Here is a 21717-nt window from a genome sequence, read left to right as displayed (position 1 = left end):
TTGGTACACTACTCAGTTAACAGTAACCTGCCATTGATACATTGGGCGAGAATTTGATGATTAAAGTCCTGCATCTTTCGGATATCCATTTGGGTAGTGGTTTTTCCCAAGGACGGATCAACCCGGAAACTGGCTTAAATACTCGTCTGGAAGATTTTACCAGAACTTTGGGGCGATGTATAGATCGGGCGATCGCAGAACCTGTGGATTTGGTTTTGTTTGGGGGGGATGCTTTCCCTGATTCTACCCCGCCACCATTTGTTAAGCAGGCTTTCGCTCAGGAATTTCGCCGCCTGGTAGATGCGGAAATTCCCACGGTGTTACTGGTGGGGAATCATGACCAACATTCCCAAGGACAGGGGGGGGCGAGTTTGGGGATTTATCGGACTCTGGGAGTGCCGGGGTTTGTGGTGGGCGATCGCTTAGAAACCCATCCCATTCCAACTCGCCACGGTTTAGTTCAGGTGATTACTATCCCCTGGTTGACCCGTTCAACCCTACTGACTCGACCGGACACTGAGGGGCTGTCTTTGGAGGCGGTTAATAAATTACTCATCGATCGCCTAACGGTAGCCCTAGAGGGAGAAATTCGACGGCTTGATCCGGATATTCCCACGGTATTGTTAGGACATTTAATGGTCGATCGCGCTAGTTTCGGGGCTGAGAGGTTTCTGGCGGTGGGGAAAGGTTTTAATCTTCCTTTGGGGTTGTTGACTCGTCCTCAGTTTGATTATGTGGCTTTGGGTCACGTTCACAAACACCAAAATCTTAATCCTACTAATAACCCTCCGGTGGTGTATCCGGGGAGTATAGAAAGGGTGGATTTTTCAGAGGAAAAAGAAGACAAGGGGTTTGTGTTGGTGAATTTGGCGAAGAATCAAACAACTTGGGAATTTTGCCCTTTACCAGTGCGCTCATTTTGTACAATTAGGGTGGATATTTCCCAGCAAGATGACCCCCTAACCGCATTGCTGGGGGCGATCGCTAAGAAAAACATTGATCAGGCTGTGGTGCGACTACTGTATCAGTTGCGACCAGATCAATTAGATGCGATCGATATGCCGAAACTGCACGCCGCCCTCAGTGCAGCCCATAGTTATACTATCCAACCGGAATTAATTAGTCAACTAGCCCGCCCTCGTGTCCCTCAATTGGCTGCGGGAAGTGCGATCGACCCCCTAGAAGCCCTAAAAACCTATTTGGATAACCACGACCATTTAAAGGGTTTACAGCAGGATATGATCGAGGCGGCTAGGGCTTTATTAGCTGAGAATACCGCCGAGTAAATTTAAACGCTATACTGAAAACTAATTATCCCAACATAGTCAATAGCACTAGAACTTATCTAATATTATGAGCAATCGTCTAGCCCAATCATCAAGCCTTTATCTCCGCAAACACGCAGATAATCCCATTGACTGGTGGCCTTGGTGCGATGAAGCCTTAGAAAAATCTCGAACTGAAGATAAGCCCATATTTCTGTCTATTGGCTACTCAAGTTGTCACTGGTGTACAGTTATGGAGGGGGAAGCGTTTTCTGATGCGGCGATCGCTGAATATATGAACGCTAATTTTATCCCCATCAAAGTCGATCGCGAAGAACGTCCAGAAATCGATAGCATTTATATGCAAGCCCTACAAATGATGACTGGTCAAGGAGGCTGGCCGTTAAATGTATTTCTCACCCCAGGCGATCGGATCCCCTTTTATGGTGGGACTTATTTTCCCATTGAACCTCGCTACGGAAGGCCGGGGTTTTTGGATTTATTGAAAGCCATTCACAACTTTTACCAGACTGACAAAAATAAACTCGAAACTGTCACCGAGGAAATTCTGACCCAACTGCGACAGTCTATGATTTTACCACCCTCGGAATTAACCGAAGATTTACTGAAACAAGGACTAGAAACTAACACGGGAGTAGTTGGTCGTAATAACTACGGCGGTCCTCGGTTTCCGATGATTCCTTATGCGGATATGGCTTGGCGGGGAACTCGCTTAATTTCTTCACCTAAAGTAGATGGTAAAGCAGCCTGTTTGCAACGGGGAAAAGACTTAGTGACTGGAGGAATTTATGACCATGTGGCGGGAGGCTTTCATCGTTACACGGTTGACCCGACCTGGACAGTTCCTCACTTCGAGAAAATGCTTTATGATAACGGTCAAATTCTTGAGTTTTTGGCAGACCTATGGTCTGATGGCGAGAAACAACCTGCTTATCAAAGGGCGATTAATGGTACAGTGGAATGGCTGAAACGGGAAATGACTGCACCGGAGGGCTATTTCTACGCGGCACAAGATGCTGATAGTTTTGTCACCTCCCAGGATAAAGAACCGGAAGAAGGTGCGTTTTATGTATGGACTAACCAAGAGTTAGAAACTTTCCTGAGTCCGGCAGAATTTGGGGAGTTACAAGCACAATTTACGGTGACAAAATCTGGTAATTTTGAAGGTAAAACGGTATTGCAGCGCTGGAATTGTGATGAGTTAGAGCCTTTGATAGAAACTGCTTTGGCTAAACTATTCGCAGTCCGTTATGGTGCGCCACCAGCGGAGGTTACAACTTTCCCGGTGGCTGAGAATAATCAGGCGGCTAAAGAAAGGGACTGGCCGGGTCGTATTCCGGCGGTTACTGATACTAAGATGATTGTAGCATGGAATGCTCTGATGATTTCGGGGTTGGCGAAAGCGGCGCGGGTTTTGGATAATTCCGAATATTTGGAATTGGCGACTAAGGCGGCAAAATTTGTCCTAGAACATCAGTGGGTTGATGACCGTTTTCACCGGGTTAATTATGACGGCAAGGTGGCGGTATTATCGCAGTCGGAAGATTATGCTTTATTTATCAAAGCGTTAATTGATCTACATCAAGCTAGTTTGCAACATCCGGAATTGGCAGATTTTTGGCTGACAAATGCTGTCAAAGTTCAGAATGAGTTTGACCAGTATCTCTGGAGTGTGGAATTGGGGGGCTACTTTAATACAGCCCTTGATGATGCTGAAACTTTGCTAATTCGTGAACGTAGTTATATGGATAATGCTACTCCGGCGGCGAATGGGGTGGCGATCGCTAATTTGGTGCGCCTATTTCTGTTAACAGAAGACCTCAACTATTTGGATCGCGCCCTCCAGGCTTTGGAAGCCTTTGCTAGTGTTATGCGCCAGTCTCCACAAGCCTGTCCGAGTCTGTTTGTGGCTTTTGATTGGTATTGTAATAATACTTTGGTTCGCACTAATTATGAGCAAATCGCTAAGTTAAACAAGCAGTATCTACCTACTGCTGTTTTTAAACTTGATCAAAATTTGCCTCCCGGTGCGATCGCCCTCGTTTGTCAGGGTCTCAAATGCAAAAAACCCGCCCAAGATGAGGCGGAAATGCTAACTCAATTGCACGAAAGTCTTACCCGTACATAATACCTCAAAATAGGCTTGGGATTAATTCCCAAGCCTACATACACCCTCACCCATACCCTCACCCAACAGTTGGCGCTATCGTCCCCAAATAGTTAAGTTTTGCTAATACATACGGCTAGAGAGTTTTGTTATTTTCAACGACATTAAGAATTAATAAGAATTTATTGCCAATTATTCTCAAATTATTGACGAGTTTATAGGGGTTCTGGTAGACTGTAATTAATGTTACCCAAGGGTTTATTGTGCCTAAATGCCAAAAACAGGGTCTATAACCCTTGTCATATAAGGATTTAGCATAATTCGCCGTCTCAAACTTGCCTCTGGCGATGCACGAATTTTCCCGAAAAAATGGACAGCCCCCAATAGGCATCTTGACAAAAGAGACATTTTGTGAATACCATCGCCCACCAGTTCCAGACAATAGGCAGAAATATGAGCTGATCAAGACTAGGAAAATGGAGAAATGGTACACTTAAAGCCTTGGCAATGGGCAATTATAGTCAGTCCGATCGCGATCATAGTTGGATTTTTATTAATCTCAGCGGGGTGGCAAATTCATAGCTGGGGTATTAACTGGATCTGGGGAATTGTCACGCTGCTATTATTGGGGTGGCGATGGTTATTAGTAAGGTGGACAAAGCCAGTTCTTGCCCAGATAGAAGCGGCTCGTGACGAAGCAGCCGCCAAGTTTGAATTAACGGAAGAAATGGCAGCAGCCACGGGAGGGAGTGAAGCGATCGCCAAGGTAGAAAAAGCGGTACAAGACATCCTGATACAATCGCGAAATGATCCGCCATTTTGGTTAGACTGGGGGCAATTTTGGGAACGCTGTAAACAGCTAGTAATTGTGATTGCTAATATATATCATCCCGAGGTAAAATATCCCCTACTTGATATTTATGTACCCCAGGCTTATGGATTAATTCGGGGAACAGTAGATGATTTAGATCGGTGGATGCAAGAACTATCCCCAGTGCTAAATAAAGTAACGGTAGGACAAGCCTATCAAGCCTATGAAGTTTACCAGAAATTAGAACCCTCAGCCCGGAAATTATGGCAGGTCTGGAGTTGGGCTTCATGGATACTTAATCCGGTATCGGCGGCGGCGAGGTTAGCGAGTCAGAAACCGAGCAATAAAGCGACTCAAGAACTATTAGTTAATTTAGGTCAAATGATGCGAGAGGTAGCCCTACAAAACCTCTCCCGACAAGCGATCGCCCTTTATGGCGGCGAACAAATTCCCCTGACGGCGTTAACTGTTACCGAGGAAAATTTACCCCAGGCGCAAACCCAAACTTTACAGGAGATTATCTCCCAGGCTGACCCTCCCGAAAAGGTGGAACAAAAACCGGTTAGCATTCTGTTAGTAGGACGCACTGGGTCAGGAAAAAGCAGCTTAATTAATACGCTATTTCAAGCTAACCTCGCGGAAGTTGATGTTCTTCCCAGTACCGATCGCATTAAAAATTATCACTGGAGTACACCGACAGGAGAATCCCTAAATTTGTGGGATACTCCCGGTTATGAACAAGTGAAACGAGAAGACCTGCGGGAGTTGGTGGTTAGTGAAGCCCAAACAGCAGATTTGCTATTATTAGTCACACCCGCCCTCGATCCAGCCTTACAAATGGATCGGGATTTTTTGCAGGATATGCGTGTGGAAGTTCCTGACCTGAAAGCGATCGCTATTGTCACCCAAGTTGACCGTCTGCGTCCGGTCAGAGAATGGGAACCTCCCTATAATTGGGAAACCGGAAATAGACCGAAAGAAAAAGCTATTCGGGAGGCGACAGAATATCGTCACCAACAGTTAGGAGAATTTTGCGATCTGGTTTTACCCCTAGTTACCAGTGATTCCTCAACTCAGAGAAATCCTTGGAATGCTGAGGTTTTATCCAACCATTTAGTGGAAGCAGTCGGACCGACCAAACAATTAAGATTAGCCCGATTTTTACGAGAGCAAAAATCCCGCACTCTCGCCGCCGCTAAAATTATTGACCGCTATACCCGGCAAATGGCAACCACCCAAGGGTTAACAGCCTTATTAAAAAGTCCTGTCCTCAAATTTATCTCTACCCTCACCACCGGAAACCCTACCCTCGCCTATCTGTTGGCTGAACAAATACCCATAGAGCAACTTCCGGTGGCGATCGGTAAATTGCAGATGGGTTATGATCTGTTTTGTCTCCTCACTAGCGATCGCACTAAATCCCCTAATTTTGACCTTCTCGCCCTCTGGCCGCTACTTTTAAATAACCCCGATCCACCTGACCATAATGCTTGGGCTTTCGGACACGCTTTAGTTGAATACTGGACCCAAAATCTCACCGTTCAACAACTCGAAAAGCGATTTGATTACTATTTCCAATTAAAGAAAACCTAAGACACACCTGCCCCGCCTTACCATCTCCTTGTAATTAATAATTAACAATTAACAATTAATAATTAATAATTAATGACCGGGTGGCGGGTTTATTCATCTTCTGGTCGGGAAATGTAATTAACAATTAACAATTAATAATTAATAATTAATAATTAATAATTAATGACCGGGTGGGGCGGGTTTATTCATCTTCTGGTCGGGAAATGTAATTGACAGCAGAACCCGCCCCTACAATTGTTAATTATCAATTAAAAATTCTTGAATAATTTTAAGGTAATTTGTAGGGTCTTCTAACATGGGGAAATGGGCAGTATTTGGTAAAATATTAAGCTGAACGTTAGGATTGAGAGTAGCCGCTTGTTTAGCCATTTCCATAGGGATAATTTGGTCATATTCCCCAGCTACCAAGAGGGTAGGAACTGTTAACTTTTTAAATTCTTCGGGAAACCATTGGGTAGCTTCTTTGCTAACGGATGTTAAAACAGTACCATAGGCGGCGGCAAAATCTGCTAATAAGAAATCCTCTAAAAATTCTCGGCTGACCTGACTAGGTAGGGGATGATGCAGAAATCTCGCCATAAATATTTGATGAATTAAAGGCAGTTTTGCCATCCATTTAGGGCGAAACATGACTACATAGCGACTGAATTTATGGAAAGTAGTAAAAGATTGTTCATCATATTCAAAAATGCCACTACAGGTTAAGATAGCCCGAACTACCATGGACGGATAAAGATTCATAAAAATGGCAGCCACGGAAGCCCCCATAGAGTGAGCGTTAATATAGACTTTGGGAATATTTAAAGCCTGTAAAAGGGCGGCTAAATCCTGAGCATATTCGGTTAATTCATAACCTCGATCGCTATCATTTACAGCCGGGCGATTAGACCGACCAAAACCGCGCATATCATAAAGTAAACAATGAAAGCGATCGCCCAAAGCCATAGCGGTACTTTCCCAATAGCGACCCGACCCACCCCAACCATGAATAAACACCATAACCGGCTTATAAGTTTCCCCATGGTAGGGAGTTCCCACCCATTGATAATAGTGTTCTACGCCATTAATAGTAATATAAGAACTCTCGGTCTGCTGAGTTAAATTAATCATCAAGCTATCAATTTGGTAATTTGCCAAGTTTTTTTAATATAGCAAATATTGCCTCAGATGCCATCATAGGAGAAGCTGTTTTTAAGCCAACTAACCCAGTTTCCAGCCACCAGCCCCAGGTCTGGTGAGGAAATCGCCACAAGTCCAAATGTTCTACAGGCGGGTCAGCATAGAAACCACCATCACCCGCACCTAATAGCCCAGAACTCCAGTGAGTAAAGCGATCGTGACTGATACGGTAAAAGGGAAAATTCCCGACCCGACCAACACCCCAACCATCGATCGCAATTAATCCCCTCACCTGACCCCCTGATTGTTGCCATCTGTAAGCGCCTACCATAGCAGCCACCACACCCGCACTAAAACCAATAAATATCAATGGTGTGCTATGGCGCGCGCCAAGATTAGCCTGTAAAAACTCCCCCAGGGCTCGCGGTGAGAGAGGGGAAGATAGATCAGCCGGAAACACCAACAGCCCATTATCCCCCCAGTCTACTCCCAATCTATCCAAAAACTGAGCCGTAAAATGGGGCGGGTGAAATCCTGGACAGATAACAGTAGTTATAGTTGTTGAATTGTCAATTTCCGTAGACAAAACAATTAAACCCCTCAGCACCTCAGAAATTAATTATCAATATATATTAACCGTCTGGGGTGATTTATGCTAATCAAGCAGATTTCAGGTGCATGATATGACCAAACTATTAGTAGTGGCAACCGGAAACCCTGGTAAGTTAAATGAAATGCAGGCTTATCTAGGTGGTATCGATGTCAAATTGCAGCTTAAGCCGGATAATTTGGAGGTTGAAGAGACCGGAAAGACATTTTTGGAGAATGCCTGCCTAAAAGCCAGTGAAGTGGCAAAGGCGACGGGAGAATGGGCGATCGCAGATGATTCAGGACTAGCCGTAGATGCCCTAGGGGGAATGCCAGGAGTATATTCAGCCCGGTATGCGTCCACCGATAGCGATCGCATTAGTAAATTACTCAAAGAACTGGAAACCGCGGCCGACCGTAGCGCTCAATTTATTTGTGCGATCGCCATATCTCGTCCTGATGGTTCTATTGTCCAACAAGTCCAAGGAATATGTCCAGGAGTGATTGCCCAAACCCCCCAAGGTCAAGGAGGCTTTGGCTACGACCCCATTTTTTATGTTCCTGAGCAGCAAATGACCTTTGCCGAAATGTCTCCAGAACTCAAGCGAAAAATCTCCCACCGAGGAAAAGCCTTTGACCTATTACTTCCCCAACTGAGTGCCCTTCTCAAGGGATAGTCAACCCGGCCACTGATCGACATAGCGATCGTCTCAAGGCGTGGATAAGAAACTCCCACCACTACTTCCCCAGGTGGGAGAGGCTTCATGGCGGGGAATAATCGCGGAAAGCGTTTAAATTGCTTCTAGGTTCTTTTCTCCTGTGCGGATACGAATAATTTGCTCAACTGGAGAGACAAATATTTTACCGTCTCCAATTTCACCTGTACGAGAGGCCGATACGATTTTCTCTACAACCATATCAACGTGCTCATCTTCGACCACAATTTCCACCTTGAGTTTTTGTAGGAACTCAACTGTATATTCCGAACCCCGATAACGCTCAGTCTGACCCTTCTGGCGGCCAAACCCGCGAACTTCCGAAACTGTCATTCCAACAATGCCAGCATTGACCAGGGCAATCTTGACTTCATCAAGTTTAAATGGCCGAATAATGGCTTCTATCTTTTTCAAGGTTTTCACTCCTAACGCTTACTGTTTGACAATCCTACACTTGGCAGTTGGGTTTACTGCCTGCTGATCAGGTCTTCCAGGCAATCGGTCGAACTTTGTTTGAGATCAGCTCACCAGCTATCTAAGATACTACCAGTTCGATGCAAATCTCCCCAGGGAGTAGACATTCGACCCCGATTTATTCAGCCATACATAGCCCAAACCATTTGATATCACTATCAAAGCCCCGCAATTGGTAAATCGTGATACAATTGCAGGAAAGCCTCGACCCCCTAACCCTATCGGAGCCAACCGTTAGGCTTAATAGTGGTGGCTGAACAATGTAAAATCTTGTTAAAACCCTAACCGTCCAGTCCCCTTAAACAAAATCCTTATCTAAAATAGAGGTTTTAACTCAACAATATAGTTAAATTAGAGGAGCGATCGTGCAACTTCAAACTAAAATTGCTGCCAAGCGTGCAACAGGTGCGTTTGCGCTCATTGATAGTCTTAAACGTCATGGCGTACAGCACATTTTTGGCTATCCTGGTGGAGCCATTCTCCCCATTTATGATGAACTGTATCGAGCCGAAGCCGAGGGCGATATACAGCATATCCTAGTTCGCCATGAACAGGGGGCATCCCACGCGGCGGATGGGTATGCCAGAGCTACCGGACGAGTGGGAGTGTGCTTTGGTACATCAGGACCAGGAGCCACTAACCTAGTGACTGGCATTGCCACCGCCCACATGGACTCTATACCAATGGTAATCATTACCGGACAGGTAGCGCGCCCCGCCATTGGTACGGATGCCTTCCAGGAAACAGATATTTTCGGCATTACCCTACCGATAGTCAAACATTCCTATGTGGTTCGTGAACCGGGTGACATGGCTCGCATTGTCGCAGAAGCCTTCCATATTGCCAGCACAGGCCGTCCCGGTCCGGTACTCATAGACGTTCCCAAAGACGTAGGTTTGGAAGAATTTGACTATATTCCCGTTAATCCAGGAGAGGTTTCTCTACCTGGCTATCGTCCCACGGTTAAAGGCAATGTTCGCCAAATCAACCAAGCCATTAAACTTATAGAAGAAGCAGAACGTCCCCTGATGTATGTCGGTGGTGGGGCGATTTCGGCCGGAGCCCATGCAGAAATTGCGGAATTGGCAGAGCTTTTTCAGATTCCGGTAACTACCACATTAATGGGGAAAGGATCTTTTGATGAAAAGCATCCCCTATCTGTGGGAATGTTGGGGATGCACGGAACAGCCTATGCTAACTTTGCTGTTAGTGAATGTGATTTGCTCATAGCTGTCGGGGCTAGGTTTGACGATCGCGTTACCGGGAAACTTGATGAATTTGCATCTAGGGCGAAGGTGATTCATATTGACATTGACCCGGCGGAAGTTGGTAAAAACCGGACCCCGGAAGTGCCAATTGTCGGAGATGTTCGCCAGGTGTTGATAGACCTGTTGCGCCGCTGCCGAGAAATTGGAGATGTCGGGAACGATAATCAAACTCAATCGTGGTTAGAGCGGATTAACCGTTGGCGGGAAGATTATCCTCTGGTGGTTCCCTCTTATTCTGATAGCCTCTCTCCCCAAGAGGTGATCGCAGAATTAGGAAAAATGGCACCGGATGCGTACTATACCACGGATGTGGGTCAGCACCAAATGTGGGCGGCTCAATTTTTGAAAAATGGCCCCCGTCAGTGGATATCTAGCGCTGGGTTAGGAACTATGGGCTATGGTATCCCGTCGGCTATGGGAGCTAAAGTGGCTTTGAGCGATCGCGAGGTGATTTGTATTGCTGGGGATGCCAGTGTGCAAATGAACATCCAAGAACTCGGAACCATAGCACAATATGGCATAAATGTCAAGACCGTAATTATTAATAACGGTTGGCAAGGTATGGTCCGCCAGTGGCAACAAGCCTTTTATGGTGAGCGTTATTCGGCTTCTAACATGGAAATCGGAATGCCAGATTTTGAAATGTTAGCACGTTCTTATGGCGTAAAAGGCATGGTCGTTAAGAGTCGTGACGAATTACACCAAGCACTAGCAGAAATGTTGGCTTATGAGGGTCCTGTGCTGATGGATGTTCATGTTACCAAGGATGAAAATTGTTATCCTATGGTAGCACCAGGAAGGAGTAATGCTCAGATGATAGGATTACCTGAACGCCGCCAGTTAGAAAAAGCGGTTGAGTTAATCTATTGCAGTAATTGTGGCGCGAAAAATGTCGCGAGTAACAATTTCTGTCCTGAGTGTGGCACTAAACTATAAACACTCCTCTATCACCTGTCAGACATCAGCAATGATTCGGTGGTGCTTTGATTAGTCGATAAGTAGAGACAGGGTTGGTCTTGTCTCTACTGTGTCAATTCTCGATGAGGGGTTATGCTGACACCTAGCAGTCAAATTAATAGGGAGAAGCGGTTAACCTCCCGTCGGAATAGAAAATCAGATGGTCAGCCAAATCTGGATTTTTTAAGAGTAGCTGATATTGGGTGGGTGCAAACTTAATCACTTCGTAATCAAGAGTTTTTAAGGAATTTTTCGGCCAGGGTAAAAAGGAAGTTTCCGGGTTAGACAAGTTGAATTGATAAATCTCTGGGGTATCTTGTCTAATTAAAATTGTATCGTCCAATTCCCGTAAATTATGGTGCATGACTGTCTGAATGTTATTGGTGGTAAATTGTACCCTTTCAAAGGGTCCGTCACCGGGTTCGCGATTAAATGCGATCGCATATTTTTCACCTCCCCCAAATAGATACAAACCCTGTATTAAACCGGTCCGATAAATATAAGCACCCCGATAATTATCAGGAATAGCAGTAATAATAGCGGGGAGATTAGGGTGATCTTGTAACATTCCCAAAAGAATATTTTGAGAAATGGAACCAGCCACCCGCCAATTTTGGTTCAAAGATTGAACAGTTAACCCAAAAATCAACAGTAAAATTGAGGAAACCACCAAAATCAGCCGGATATTCATACACAAACACGCTAGGACTACGGCTAGATAAATTGACGCAAACCCAGAACCGAAATAGAGGTATCTTTCCCCTTGGGTATCTGTAATTGACACAAACACATTAATAGCAGGTAAAACCGCGACAAAAAAACTACCTGCTAAAAACAGCAGTAAAGGCGGGATACTTGGGTCGGGAGTGCGGCTTTTAAACAGTAAAGAAGTACAAGCCAAGGACAGGAGAACAATTAGCCAAAAAATCGATAACCACAGACTAAAACTAGAGTTGAAAATAGGGGGAAGAAAAGTTCTCGTTGGGTAGATAATCAAATTTTGGGCAATATGACCGAAATCAAACCTTAAATGAATATCCTCGCCGTATCCCCCTACCAGTGTACCAATTTTGATAACTCTCCAGATAAAATAAACCGCCAAAACTGCCAAATATGGAATAATTAAGCCTAGTCTTTTTTTCCACAATTTACCATCTTGTTTATGGGTAAAATAATGGTAAATTTCAAACAAAATAATCAACCCAGGAAAGGTGACGATAGATTCCTTGGATAACACTGCCATAAAAAATAGCAGCAGGGATAATATATAAGGATATTTATATCGGGAATTTCTGCCGATTAAATAAGCGATAAAAGCGACAAACCCAAAAAAGCTAGATATGACATCTGTGCGCGCGGAAATCCAGGAAACTGCTTCGGTGTGACTAGGAAGTAGTAAAAATACAAACCCGGAAATATAGGGTAAAACTATTTTATAGTGGCGACCAATGGGAAAATTCCGAACTAATAAACTAGCAATCCAACCTACTGCTAAAGCATTGCTGAGATGGAATCCCAAATTAGTTAAATGATAACCGAGGGGATAGTTACCCCAAATTTGATAATCTAGGAAACTGATTAAACTCAGAACCGGACGAAAAAACAAGGATTGACCATGTTGTTGATTGACCCACAATCCCCAAGGTCCGACCTGTTGAAAGATGGCAATTAAAACTAAATCATCTGACAGAAAAAATGAGTTAATAATAGGATAATAACAAACTATTCCGGCTAGAGCGATAATCACAACTAATATAGCCGGATAAATAATCAGCGATCGCCCTTGATTAATTTTGAACATTAAACTTAACTTTTCCCCAAATGATGAATTGAATATGCTCTCAGTATCAGTCTCGACCCCAGAGGCTGTCAAGGGATTGAGAATAACATAAAATCCTATCAATCCTATCAGTTGACCCTTAAATCTAGGAACCAAATAACCCCTAACTACGTCTAGCTAGGTCATGGCCATAATGATTAGCTGAGTGCTAATGAAAGGCGATCGCAAAACTTAAAATATCCTGATACGCTCCCAGACATCAACTCAAGACTTGAATTGTAGATCAAGGTTCCTCAGTTCCGGACGTGCTATCCTCCTCTGTGAGTGTGTGAACATCGAGAGGAGTGAAAAACATGGTATCAACACCAGTCCCTTCCCAGAACATCAAACTATCCCGCCCAGTAGCAAATGCAGTCAACCCCGCCAAAACCCGTCCCGCATTTGGGGGGGAACTTCCTAGCAGTCCCCTATTTGGTACAGACGGCATTCGCGGGCGAGTCGGAGAACTTCTCAACGCGCCACTGGCGCTACAGGTAGGCTTTTGGGCCGGACAAATTCTCCGCCAGCAACAGGAAAATCTAGGGCCAGTCATCCTGGCACAAGATACCCGGATTTCGGGTAATATGTTAGCGATGGCCTTATCATCGGGGTTAACGGCAGCCGGACTAGAAGTATGGAATTTAGGAGTTTGTCCTACTCCGGGAGTAGCCTACCTCACCCAAACCTGTAAAGCTATGGGCGGGGTGATGATATCCGCCAGCCACAACCCCCCAGAAGATAACGGAATCAAATTTTTTGGCGCAGACGGCACAAAACTCTCCAGCGACCTCCAGAAGCAAATAGAAGCAGCCCTACGCGGGGCGGAAGCGTTCCCGGTTTATTCTGAGTCGTGTGGACAACATTACTACAGACCGGAATTAATCCAGAATTATGCTGATTCGCTATATGGTCCCCTGCTACCAACTACTAACCTACAGGGAATGCGGGTTGTGTTGGATCTGGCTTGGGGTGCGGCGGTAAATATTGCCCCCCAAGTATTTAGAGAAATGGGGGCGGAAGTAATTTGTTTACATGAGTCTCCCGACGGTCACAAAATTAATGTTAACTGTGGGTCTACGCACCTGGACCTACTCCGCCAAGCGGTTGTAGAACATCAAGCGGATTTAGGATTTGCTTTTGATGGGGACGCAGATCGGGTGTTAGCGGTCGATAGCCAGGGTCGTACCGTTGACGGGGACTATATCCTATACTTCTGGGGTCAGACCCTCAGAAACGCGGAGCAACTGCCCCAGGATTTGATTATTTCTACGGTTATGGCAAACTTGGGATTTGAGAGAGCCTGGGAAAAACTGGGAGGAAAAATGATCCGCACCCCGGTGGGAGATCAGCACGTCCACAGCGAAATGAAGCGCACGGGATCTATGTTGGGGGGTGAACAGTCGGGCCATATCCTTTGTCATCACTACAGCATCACAGGAGATGGTCTACTGACAGCATTACACCTAGCAGCTTTAGTGAAGCGATCGCAAAAATCGCTCAACCAACTGGTGGATGATAGTTTCCTCACCTATCCTCAACTGTTACGAAATGTCAGAGTTGAGAACCCGGACAGCCGCCGTAATTGGAAAAACTGCGAACCTCTACAAAATGCGATCGCTAATGCTGAAGCTGATATGGGGGATCAAGGTCGCATACTGGTGCGCGCTTCTGGTACTGAACCGCTGATCAGAGTTATGGTAGAAGCGGCTAACCCTAATCTGGTGCAATATTGGTGCGATCGCTTAGTGGGAGTGGTGCAACAATACTTAATTGCCTAATCTCTCCTCATGATGGGGATAACAGGGCGGATCAGATTCGGCAGTCCCCTAGTTGTTGGTATATAATTTGGATTAGCGTGACCAACCAAGGCGGTTTTTAGTCGGGGAGCAAGTTACAAATGCCTAGTTACTGCCCAACTTAGAATTGAACCCAAAATGGCATCTAAGACTAAATCTAAAAAAAAGAAGTCCCGGAAAAAAAACTCCAAACAACAGCAGAAAAAGCCGACCCTAACTAAAGCCCAACTTAAAGCTAAACAGCGCCAGTTTGCTAAAGACGTTAAAGCTGTTCTAGGCACTGTAATTCCCACTCTAATTGTTGGTGCGATCGTTGGGGTGGCTCTGTTTTTCGTCAAAGATGAAAAACTTGCCATTGCTGGTGGTGGAGGCATATTAGTCTTGGTTCTGTGCTACAAATACCCCCGCCATGGTCTGTGGGGTTTCCTAATCTATATGCCCTTCTCTGGAACTATTACTTACTGGATTGGGGGCGGAAATGTCATATTTCAGCTTGCCAAAGATGGCTTTTATTTTCCAGCCTTAGCTTCTATGTATAAAGACTGGAAAAGTAAAGGACTCCCTATCATTATTCCCAAGGCTATTAAACAACCTTTGCTCATTCTTTTGGGTTTTTGTATTCTCACCATCATTTGTGTGAATGGCTTGCAACAACTTGACCCCAGACCGGGCGATAAACCCATAGCTATGGGAATTTTGGGTTTAAAGGTATTTATGGGTTATATTCCACTAATGACCTGTGCCTACTACCACATTAGAGACAAAAAAGATTTGCTGTTTCTCACTCGCCTGACTCTAATACTGGCAATTATCTGTTGCCTTTTGGGGATGGTACAATACCAATTTCTTGCTAGTGGTCGCTGTCAAGGAACTGACCATCTGACAGGGGATGATCTGTTTCAAGCAACCATCGAGTATAAGTGTTTCGTAGGCGGTTCTTTAGTTTTTAGCCCCTCCCAAAATATGATCCGACTTCCGGGAACCTTTGTCGCTCCTTGGCAGTGGGCTTGGTTTTTAATTGCTAACGCATTTTTTACCTTTGCTACAGCCTTTAGTGATCCATCAGGGAAATGGCGTATAACCGGATTAATTGGCATGGCATTAGTATTTGTTAATGCTGTGATTTCTGGACAGCGTATTGCCTTAGCATTAGTGCCAGTCGTGACAATTATTCTACTGGTTCTCACTGGACAAATTGCTAATCTAAAGCGCTTTATTCCTATTGCTGGAGGTCTCGGATTACTTTTGAGTATAGTCATGATTACTAACCCAGAAGTAATTCAGGAAAGAGTTGATAGTTTTGTCAGTCGATGGAATGCTTCCCCCCCCACTGGCTTTATTTCTGACCAGTTTGATCACAGCAGTGGTGGACAACAGGGAATCTTTGGTAATGGTCTAGGACGGGCGACTAACTCGGCTCGTGTTTTTGGCAGAACTCGATTGATTGAAACTTACTATCCTAAACTCATTTATGAAATTGGACCTCTAGGGACTATCGCCTTTCTATTTTTTGTAACTGTGATTACTTTCACAGCTTTTAAAACTTACCGTTCCGTTAAAGACAAAAGTATCCGCAGTTTTGGGGCTTCTTTCTGGGTGTTTGTTTTGGTGATTAGTTACAACACCTATTATTATCCCCTCGATGTTGACCCGGTAGCGGTTTATTATTGGTACTTTGCTGGGGTTATCTATAAATTACCAGAAATTGATAAGCAAGAAATTAAACGACTCATAGAAGAAGGAGAATTAGATGAAGATGAAATCTAATATATAACAATCTTTTGATGAAAAACTTATCAAAAACTGGCAAGCATGATTAATAAATGCCTGGGAACACAGCCACAATTATTCCCCAAACACCTGGTGGTCTAGTTGGGTGTCTCCTGGTCTCTCAATTAGCTTTTTTGCCACAGTTAGGATAAACTATATTTATGGTATAGCACGGGTGAGCTGTTGATTAACTACGGCTTATTTAAGCCGTGGGAATATGCAATATCAATCATTAACCTTTACCCTCGACCTAATTAGCAAACAACAGGCAATTGATAGCCATGAAAATTATTGTCGCTAGTCACACTTATATTGTTGACCTCAACCGGGAGAAACTGCGGGTTTTAGCTAACCTTGAACCTGGTATTGAGGTGATCGTGGTTGTACCTCGTCTTTGGAACCCTGGCGGTGTCCAAAGTGAGCGGGTTAAATCTGAACCTGTGGATGAGGGGAATTTTCAGGTGGTTCCTATATCTAACCTCAGTCAAAATAACCAAGGTTTGCTCACTTTTGGTCTGGATCTAATTCCTCTGTTACAATCGTTTAAGCCTGATATTATCCAAGTAGAACAAGGGGCAAAAGCCTTAACATTTGCTGAATTTATTACTCTGAATAAACTGCTAGGAATAGGCGCTAAAAATGTGTTTTTTACCTGGTGGAATTTACCATATACTCTCAAATTTCCCGTGTCGCTACTGGAACAATATAACCTAGGTAACACTGATGGTATTATTGTAGGAAACCAGGATGGGGCGGAAATTTTGCGCGACCATGGATATCAAGGACCGATGGAGGTGATGCCCCAATTAGGAGTCGATGAAACCCTATTTAAACCGGAACCCCAACCAGAATTAAGGGCGGAACTAGGCATTGAACCCGATACGTTTGTGGTAGGGTTCGTTGGTCGGTTTGTGGAAGAAAAAGGACTCATCACCCTAGCTAAAGCATTAGCTCAGGTTAAACATCACCCTTGGAAATGGTTACTACTAGGGCGGGGAGAGTTGCGATCGCCACTTTTAGACCTAGCCCAAGAATTAGGCATTCAAGATAGGCTAATTATCGTTGAAAGTGTTGCCCATGACCGGGTTTGGCAATATATCAACGTCATGAATACCCTAGTTTTACCCTCAGAAACTACCTACAAATTTAAAACCCTAACTTCCGTGGGTTGGAAAGAACAATTTGGCCACGTTCTCATCGAAGCTATGGCTTGCCAAGTTCCCCTAATTGGTTCAGACTCTGGGGAAATTCCCTATGTAATTGACCAAGCTGGGTTAGTCTTCCCCGAAGGGAACCCCGAAGCCCTAGCCGACTGCCTCGAAAAGTTAATCAGTAACCCAGACCTTACCCAAGAGCTAGGTCAACGGGGATATGAGCGCGCCCAGTCCTGCTACACTAACCACGCCCTAGCCAAGCAACAGCTAGAATTCTATAAACAACTTTAACTCCAGGAAAATGCAGTATTTGCCAAGGACACAGGTTCCGCCATAGAAATTGGTAGTCTAAAATACCGATTTCTCTACAGTTACCCCTAATATTAGAAAGCGATCGCATTATGAAACCACCACTGGCAGCCCCAAATCCTTTCCGCGCTCTCAAGATTACTGACCAAAGCACTAACCAGACCATAAACTAGCCAAAGGCATATCTGAATGATTGTTTCAAGTTTATATTTAAGCTGCTGGGAATCAAATATTCACACTCAGAATATGTGGTCAAAGCCTGAGTGAGCAACTGCCAATAAACTGTGTACGGGAGTTTATGGAGAATAACTTGAAAATTCGTGATGCACTCGAAAACGATTTACCCCAAATTATCGAAATTTACAATTTAGCCGTTCCCCAAAAAATCGCCACGGCTGACCTAGAGCCAATTTCCGTTGAGAGTCGGTTAGGCTGGTATCGGGAATGTCAGTCAGCCCAACGTCCCCTATGGGTGGTGGAAATTGGCGATCGCATAATTGGATGGTTGAGCTTTCAAGCCTTTAAGAAGCGAGCCGCCTATGATGCCAGTGCTGAACTGAGTATCTACATCCACACCGACTATCAGGGACAGGGAATTGGCAAAAAACTACTCTATCAAGCCATAGAAGAAGGGCCAAAGTTTGGCTGTGAAACTCTACTGGCTCTAATTTTTGCCCATAACCAACCCAGCCTGAAACTCTTTGACAGTTTTGGCTTTCAACAATGGGGTTATCTCCCACAGATAGCTGTCATTGATGGAGTCAAACGGGATTTAGTGATTATGGGGCTGCACTTGTGTTGAGCCATGTTGAGCCAGAATATCCCGTAAGTGACCAACCACTTGCTCAGGCTGTTCGATCATGGCTAAATGTCCACAATTAGCAAGTTCAATCACATTTTGATAGCCACTGCGAAACAGATGATGAAAACTAGCCAGGTGGCGAACATATTGAGGTTCCATGATCTGATCGCACATTCCTGCCAAAAAATACACAGGCTGCTGTAATTGAGCCACCACTTGGGGGAGGCGATGCACTTCTGTCTCCGTAGTCGAATCCAATAAAGCACCTAAGGCCGCCTCTGGGTCCGCCATCACAAAATCAATTAATCGCTGGCGGCCCCATTCCCTAGAAACCGGACTAGCGACTTGCGCCCTGGTAAACAGCAAATCAATTAGAGGTAGGCAACAAAGCCATCGCGGACGAAACTTGACAATTTGTTCCCCTGTGACTCGGAAACGCTCAAATTCCTCTTTTAGGTAAATACCACCACCAGCATTCACGCAAACCACCCCCGCAATGCGATCACTCAATTGCTGTGCCGCTAATAGTGCGATCGTCCCCCCTAAAGAATGTCCCACAAGCCAAGCCTTAGAGATATTTAACTCCTCGAGTAATATCCCTAAATCCTGAGCATAAGAAGCCGGAGCATAGTCACAAGAATATGGATGGCGACTGGCTAACTGAGAATCGCCAAACCCTCGCAAGTCATAGCATAAGCACTGATACTGAGGTTTTAGGCGATCGATTACAGGTTGCCAATACCGACGACTCAGCAGCCAGCCATGAATAAATACAACAACATTGGACCCATCTATTGGCTCCGTCAGATCATAGGCGTGTCCAACGCTGTGGATTTTAATAGTTGCCATAGATAACATCCTACTCTGAATCCGTCACCAGCTAAAAACTTGCGTACTAAGCAGATGATTCCCCTATAATTGACATAATTAGGGGTCGAGAGAGATGTCACCATCTCCCCCTCCCATTCAGAACCGCACGTGAGAGTTTCCCCTCATACGGCTCCTAGTCTGATTGTTCCATTGTTATGGACACAGCGTTGGCGTTATCTAACGCCGTCTTATCATCGTGGCAGTGGCGGTGCAGTAGCTGAAGATTCTTGTATTCATCCTTTCCACCGTGGCTTCGAGCTACAATGTGGTCTACTTCAACTAGGTCTGATGGGGTAAAGTATTGCCCACACCAGGTACACCTGCCTTTTTGCTTTTTGAGTAGTTTGGCTACCTTTGCTGGCGTGTCGATTGCTTGTCCTTTTCTGGTTGCCCAGTAAGTCCAATTTCCGTCATAAAGTGTTGCTTCGGGGCGCACTAGGGTATGTCTGACAATCGGCGTGTAGTTATGTTTCCACAACTGATGACCGTCCTCGGTTTGGAATAACCAAGTTTCATGCCTTTCTTTCCCATTACTGAGCTTGACCGTTCCGGGTCTAAAGTATAGCACAAGACAGAACACTTAGGACGTATAATGGAGAGGACGAGATGACTAAGAAGACCAAAAATGCCAGCCCCCTATAGTTACGACCTCAGACAAAAAGTTATTGATGCCATTGAACTAGACGGTATGCCCAAAACAGAAGCCAGTCAAGTTTTCCATGTCAGCCGGAACACCATTAATCTCTGGCTGCAAAGAAAAGCACAGACCGGAGACTTCCTCCCTAAACCTCATCACCGACCTGGCAATAACCACAAAATTACCGACTGGCAAAAATTCAACCTACATTCCGCAGGTTGACAGGGAATAAAAGATATGGTGCTAGTCTAGGCTAGAAAGGGTTCCTTCGAGCGGTAGGCTCTGGCGATGCAGATTAAAAATTTAGACCATCTGGGTTTAGTGGCTGGAGTGATTGACGAACTTGGCCTGGTCGAGTTGACGGATAAGCGGATTGAACCTCATAGCTTGGAGCATGTGAGTGCCGGACAAGTGGTTAAAGCCATGATTTTGAACGCCCTAGGCTTTCTCAGTGCACCGTTGTATTTATTCAGCGAGTTTTTTGAGAGTAAAGCGGTGTCTCATCTGCTCGGGGAAGGGGTAGAGGCTCGTCACTTGAATGACGACCGCTTAGGTCGAGTGTTGGATGAACTCTACGCAGAAGGGACGACATCATTTTTTCTCCAGGTGGCGCTCCAGGCTGTGGAACGATTTGGAATTGATATTCAACAGCGTCATCTCGATGCCACCTCGATCTCAGTAGAAGGGAAGTATCAGCGGTGCTCGAAGGGGAAATCCGAGGTAGGACTTGAGTCAGCTCCCCCCGGTGAGACATCAGCAGAACCCAGCCCAATTCGGCTGTGTCGAGGCTATTCCCGAGACCATCGTCCAGATTTGAAACAGTTTTTGATGACTCTAGTCTGTGCCGCCGACGGTGGCGTGCCGCTATGGTTGCAGTTGGCCAGTGGCAATGAACAGGACACTCAGCAGTTTGCAGAGGTGCTCAAGGCGTTTGGTGACCAATGGACTAGCGACGGTATCGTTGTGATGGATGCCGCCTTTTACACAGCAGCCAATCTGCAGCAGATGGAGACCACGGGGTGGCTATCACGGGTGCCGCTGACCCTAAAAGCGGCTCAAGAGCTGGTGCACAGCGATGTCACCCGACTGACTGAAGTCCCCTGCAACTCCAAGGATTACCGGATGTGGGAGATTGAGCAGACCTATGCCGGAGTGCGCCAGCGCTGGCGCCTCGTCGAAAGCCAAACCCGCAAAGCCAATGCCGACCTCTGGCAACCCGAATTAGAGAAGCTCGAACACCGCCTCAACCGCCAATTGAAAAAGCTGACCCAGCGGGTCTTTGCTTGCAAACCCGATGCCCTCGAGGCCTTGATGCAGTTTCAAGATGGACTCGAGGTGCATCAGCTCACTCAGGTCTCCCTGGAGACGGTGCGGGCCAAGCGACCCCCCGGTCGTCCCGCCAAATCCGCCGAACCCACCCCAGTTCAGGGCTATCGGCTCCAGGCCACGTTACAGCAGACCGCCACGGCGGAAGACCGCTTTAGCCGTCAGCGTAGTCGCTTTATTCTAGCCACCAATCAACTGGAGCAATCCCTCTGGCCGGCTCAGACCTGCTTGAGCGAATATATAGCACAAGACAGAACACTTAGGACGTATAATGGAGAGGACGAGATGACTAAGAAGACCAAAAATGCCAGCCCC

15 protein-coding genes and 2 pseudogenes are annotated in these 21717 nt (G+C 45.5%); 11 read left to right on the top strand and 6 right to left on the bottom strand.

Annotated elements, in window-relative coordinates; all coding sequences use genetic code 11:
• Positions 1-56 precede the first annotated feature (56 nt).
• From sbcD to ACTIE0_RS06115, 3 genes are all read left to right on the top strand, one after another.
• Entirely contained in the window at positions 57-1286 is a 1230-nt protein-coding gene (gene sbcD, locus ACTIE0_RS06125; RefSeq protein WP_006623742.1) for an exonuclease subunit SbcD, read from the top strand.
• A 67-nt stretch (positions 1287-1353) separates the two neighbouring features.
• Positions 1354-3414: a thioredoxin domain-containing protein gene (locus ACTIE0_RS06120; protein ID WP_006668527.1), complete on the top strand. Its 2061-nt coding sequence runs from the start codon at positions 1354-1356 to the stop codon at positions 3412-3414.
• A gap of 463 nt (positions 3415-3877) precedes the next feature.
• Positions 3878-5797 (top strand): GTPase family protein, encoded by a 1920-nt coding sequence (locus tag ACTIE0_RS06115; protein WP_006623745.1) that lies wholly within the window; start codon positions 3878-3880, stop codon positions 5795-5797.
• Positions 5798-6034: 237 nt separating this feature from the next.
• Here the strand turns inward: ACTIE0_RS06115 and ACTIE0_RS06110 are convergent, their stop codons facing one another.
• Complete coding sequence (locus ACTIE0_RS06110; RefSeq protein ID WP_006623746.1) at positions 6035-6907, bottom strand: alpha/beta fold hydrolase; 873 nt, start codon at positions 6905-6907, stop codon at positions 6035-6037.
• A 7-nt stretch (positions 6908-6914) separates the two neighbouring features.
• Positions 6915-7523: a hypothetical protein gene (locus ACTIE0_RS06105; RefSeq protein WP_006668526.1), complete on the bottom strand. Its 609-nt coding sequence runs from the start codon at positions 7521-7523 to the stop codon at positions 6915-6917.
• 76 nt (positions 7524-7599) lie between these two features.
• Here ACTIE0_RS06105 and rdgB point away from each other — a divergent pair, with 76 nt between their 5' ends.
• Positions 7600-8181: an RdgB/HAM1 family non-canonical purine NTP pyrophosphatase gene (gene rdgB, locus ACTIE0_RS06100; RefSeq protein ID WP_006668525.1), complete on the top strand. Its 582-nt coding sequence runs from the start codon at positions 7600-7602 to the stop codon at positions 8179-8181.
• A gap of 114 nt (positions 8182-8295) precedes the next feature.
• Here the strand turns inward: rdgB and ACTIE0_RS06095 are convergent, their stop codons facing one another.
• A complete protein-coding gene (locus ACTIE0_RS06095; RefSeq protein ID WP_006616905.1) occupies positions 8296-8634 on the bottom strand; it encodes a P-II family nitrogen regulator in 339 nt (112 codons plus the stop codon).
• 425 nt (positions 8635-9059) lie between these two features.
• On the opposite strand from ACTIE0_RS06095, the gene ilvB reads away from it, so the two are divergent.
• Positions 9060-10898: a biosynthetic-type acetolactate synthase large subunit gene (ilvB, locus tag ACTIE0_RS06090; RefSeq protein ID WP_006668524.1), complete on the top strand. Its 1839-nt coding sequence runs from the start codon at positions 9060-9062 to the stop codon at positions 10896-10898.
• Positions 10899-11034: 136 nt separating this feature from the next.
• Here the strand turns inward: ilvB and ACTIE0_RS06085 are convergent, their stop codons facing one another.
• Entirely contained in the window at positions 11035-12720 is a 1686-nt protein-coding gene (locus ACTIE0_RS06085) for a hypothetical protein (RefSeq protein WP_006668523.1), read from the bottom strand.
• 332 nt (positions 12721-13052) lie between these two features.
• Between ACTIE0_RS06085 and glmM the strand changes: the two genes are divergently transcribed.
• From glmM to ACTIE0_RS06065, 4 genes are all read left to right on the top strand, one after another.
• Positions 13053-14516 (top strand): phosphoglucosamine mutase, encoded by a 1464-nt coding sequence (gene glmM / locus ACTIE0_RS06080; protein WP_006668522.1) that lies wholly within the window; start codon positions 13053-13055, stop codon positions 14514-14516.
• 156 nt (positions 14517-14672) lie between these two features.
• Positions 14673-16301, top strand: coding sequence for a hormogonium polysaccharide biosynthesis protein HpsL (hpsL, locus tag ACTIE0_RS06075; protein WP_006623754.1), 1629 nt, complete (start codon positions 14673-14675; stop codon positions 16299-16301).
• A 284-nt stretch (positions 16302-16585) separates the two neighbouring features.
• Complete coding sequence (gene hpsO / locus ACTIE0_RS06070; protein WP_006668521.1) at positions 16586-17749, top strand: hormogonium polysaccharide biosynthesis glycosyltransferase HpsO; 1164 nt, start codon at positions 16586-16588, stop codon at positions 17747-17749.
• Between the two features lie 316 nt (positions 17750-18065).
• On the top strand, positions 18066-18569 hold the full coding sequence (locus ACTIE0_RS06065) for a GNAT family N-acetyltransferase (RefSeq protein ID WP_006623756.1): 504 nt from the start codon (positions 18066-18068) through the stop codon (positions 18567-18569).
• Here ACTIE0_RS06065 and ACTIE0_RS06060 read toward each other — a convergent pair.
• Together ACTIE0_RS06060 and ACTIE0_RS06055 are read right to left on the bottom strand one after the other, a co-directional pair.
• Positions 18540-19427, bottom strand: a complete 888-nt coding sequence (locus ACTIE0_RS06060; protein WP_006623757.1) for an alpha/beta fold hydrolase — start codon at positions 19425-19427, stop codon at positions 18540-18542. The two genes, ACTIE0_RS06065 and ACTIE0_RS06060, sit on opposite strands and share 30 nt — an antisense overlap.
• 145 nt (positions 19428-19572) lie before the next feature.
• Positions 19573-20001: pseudogene (locus ACTIE0_RS06055) on the bottom strand (HNH endonuclease); the annotation flags it as partial.
• A gap of 63 nt (positions 20002-20064) precedes the next feature.
• On the opposite strand from ACTIE0_RS06055, the pseudogene ACTIE0_RS06050 reads away from it, so the two are divergent.
• Positions 20065-20277 (top strand): annotated as a pseudogene (locus ACTIE0_RS06050) (IS630 transposase-related protein); the annotation flags it as partial.
• 87 nt (positions 20278-20364) lie between these two features.
• Positions 20365-21717: IS1634-like element ISAtsp2 family transposase (locus ACTIE0_RS06045; RefSeq protein ID WP_439516859.1), on the top strand; the 1353-nt coding region annotated here is incomplete at its 3' end.

It is taken from the genome of Limnospira sp., assembly GCF_051859755.1.
Taxonomy (GTDB): domain Bacteria; phylum Cyanobacteriota; class Cyanobacteriia; order Cyanobacteriales; family Microcoleaceae; genus Limnospira; species Limnospira fusiformis.
Note: the sequence above shows the minus strand (reverse complement) of the source record. Positions and strands in the feature narration are given on the sequence as shown.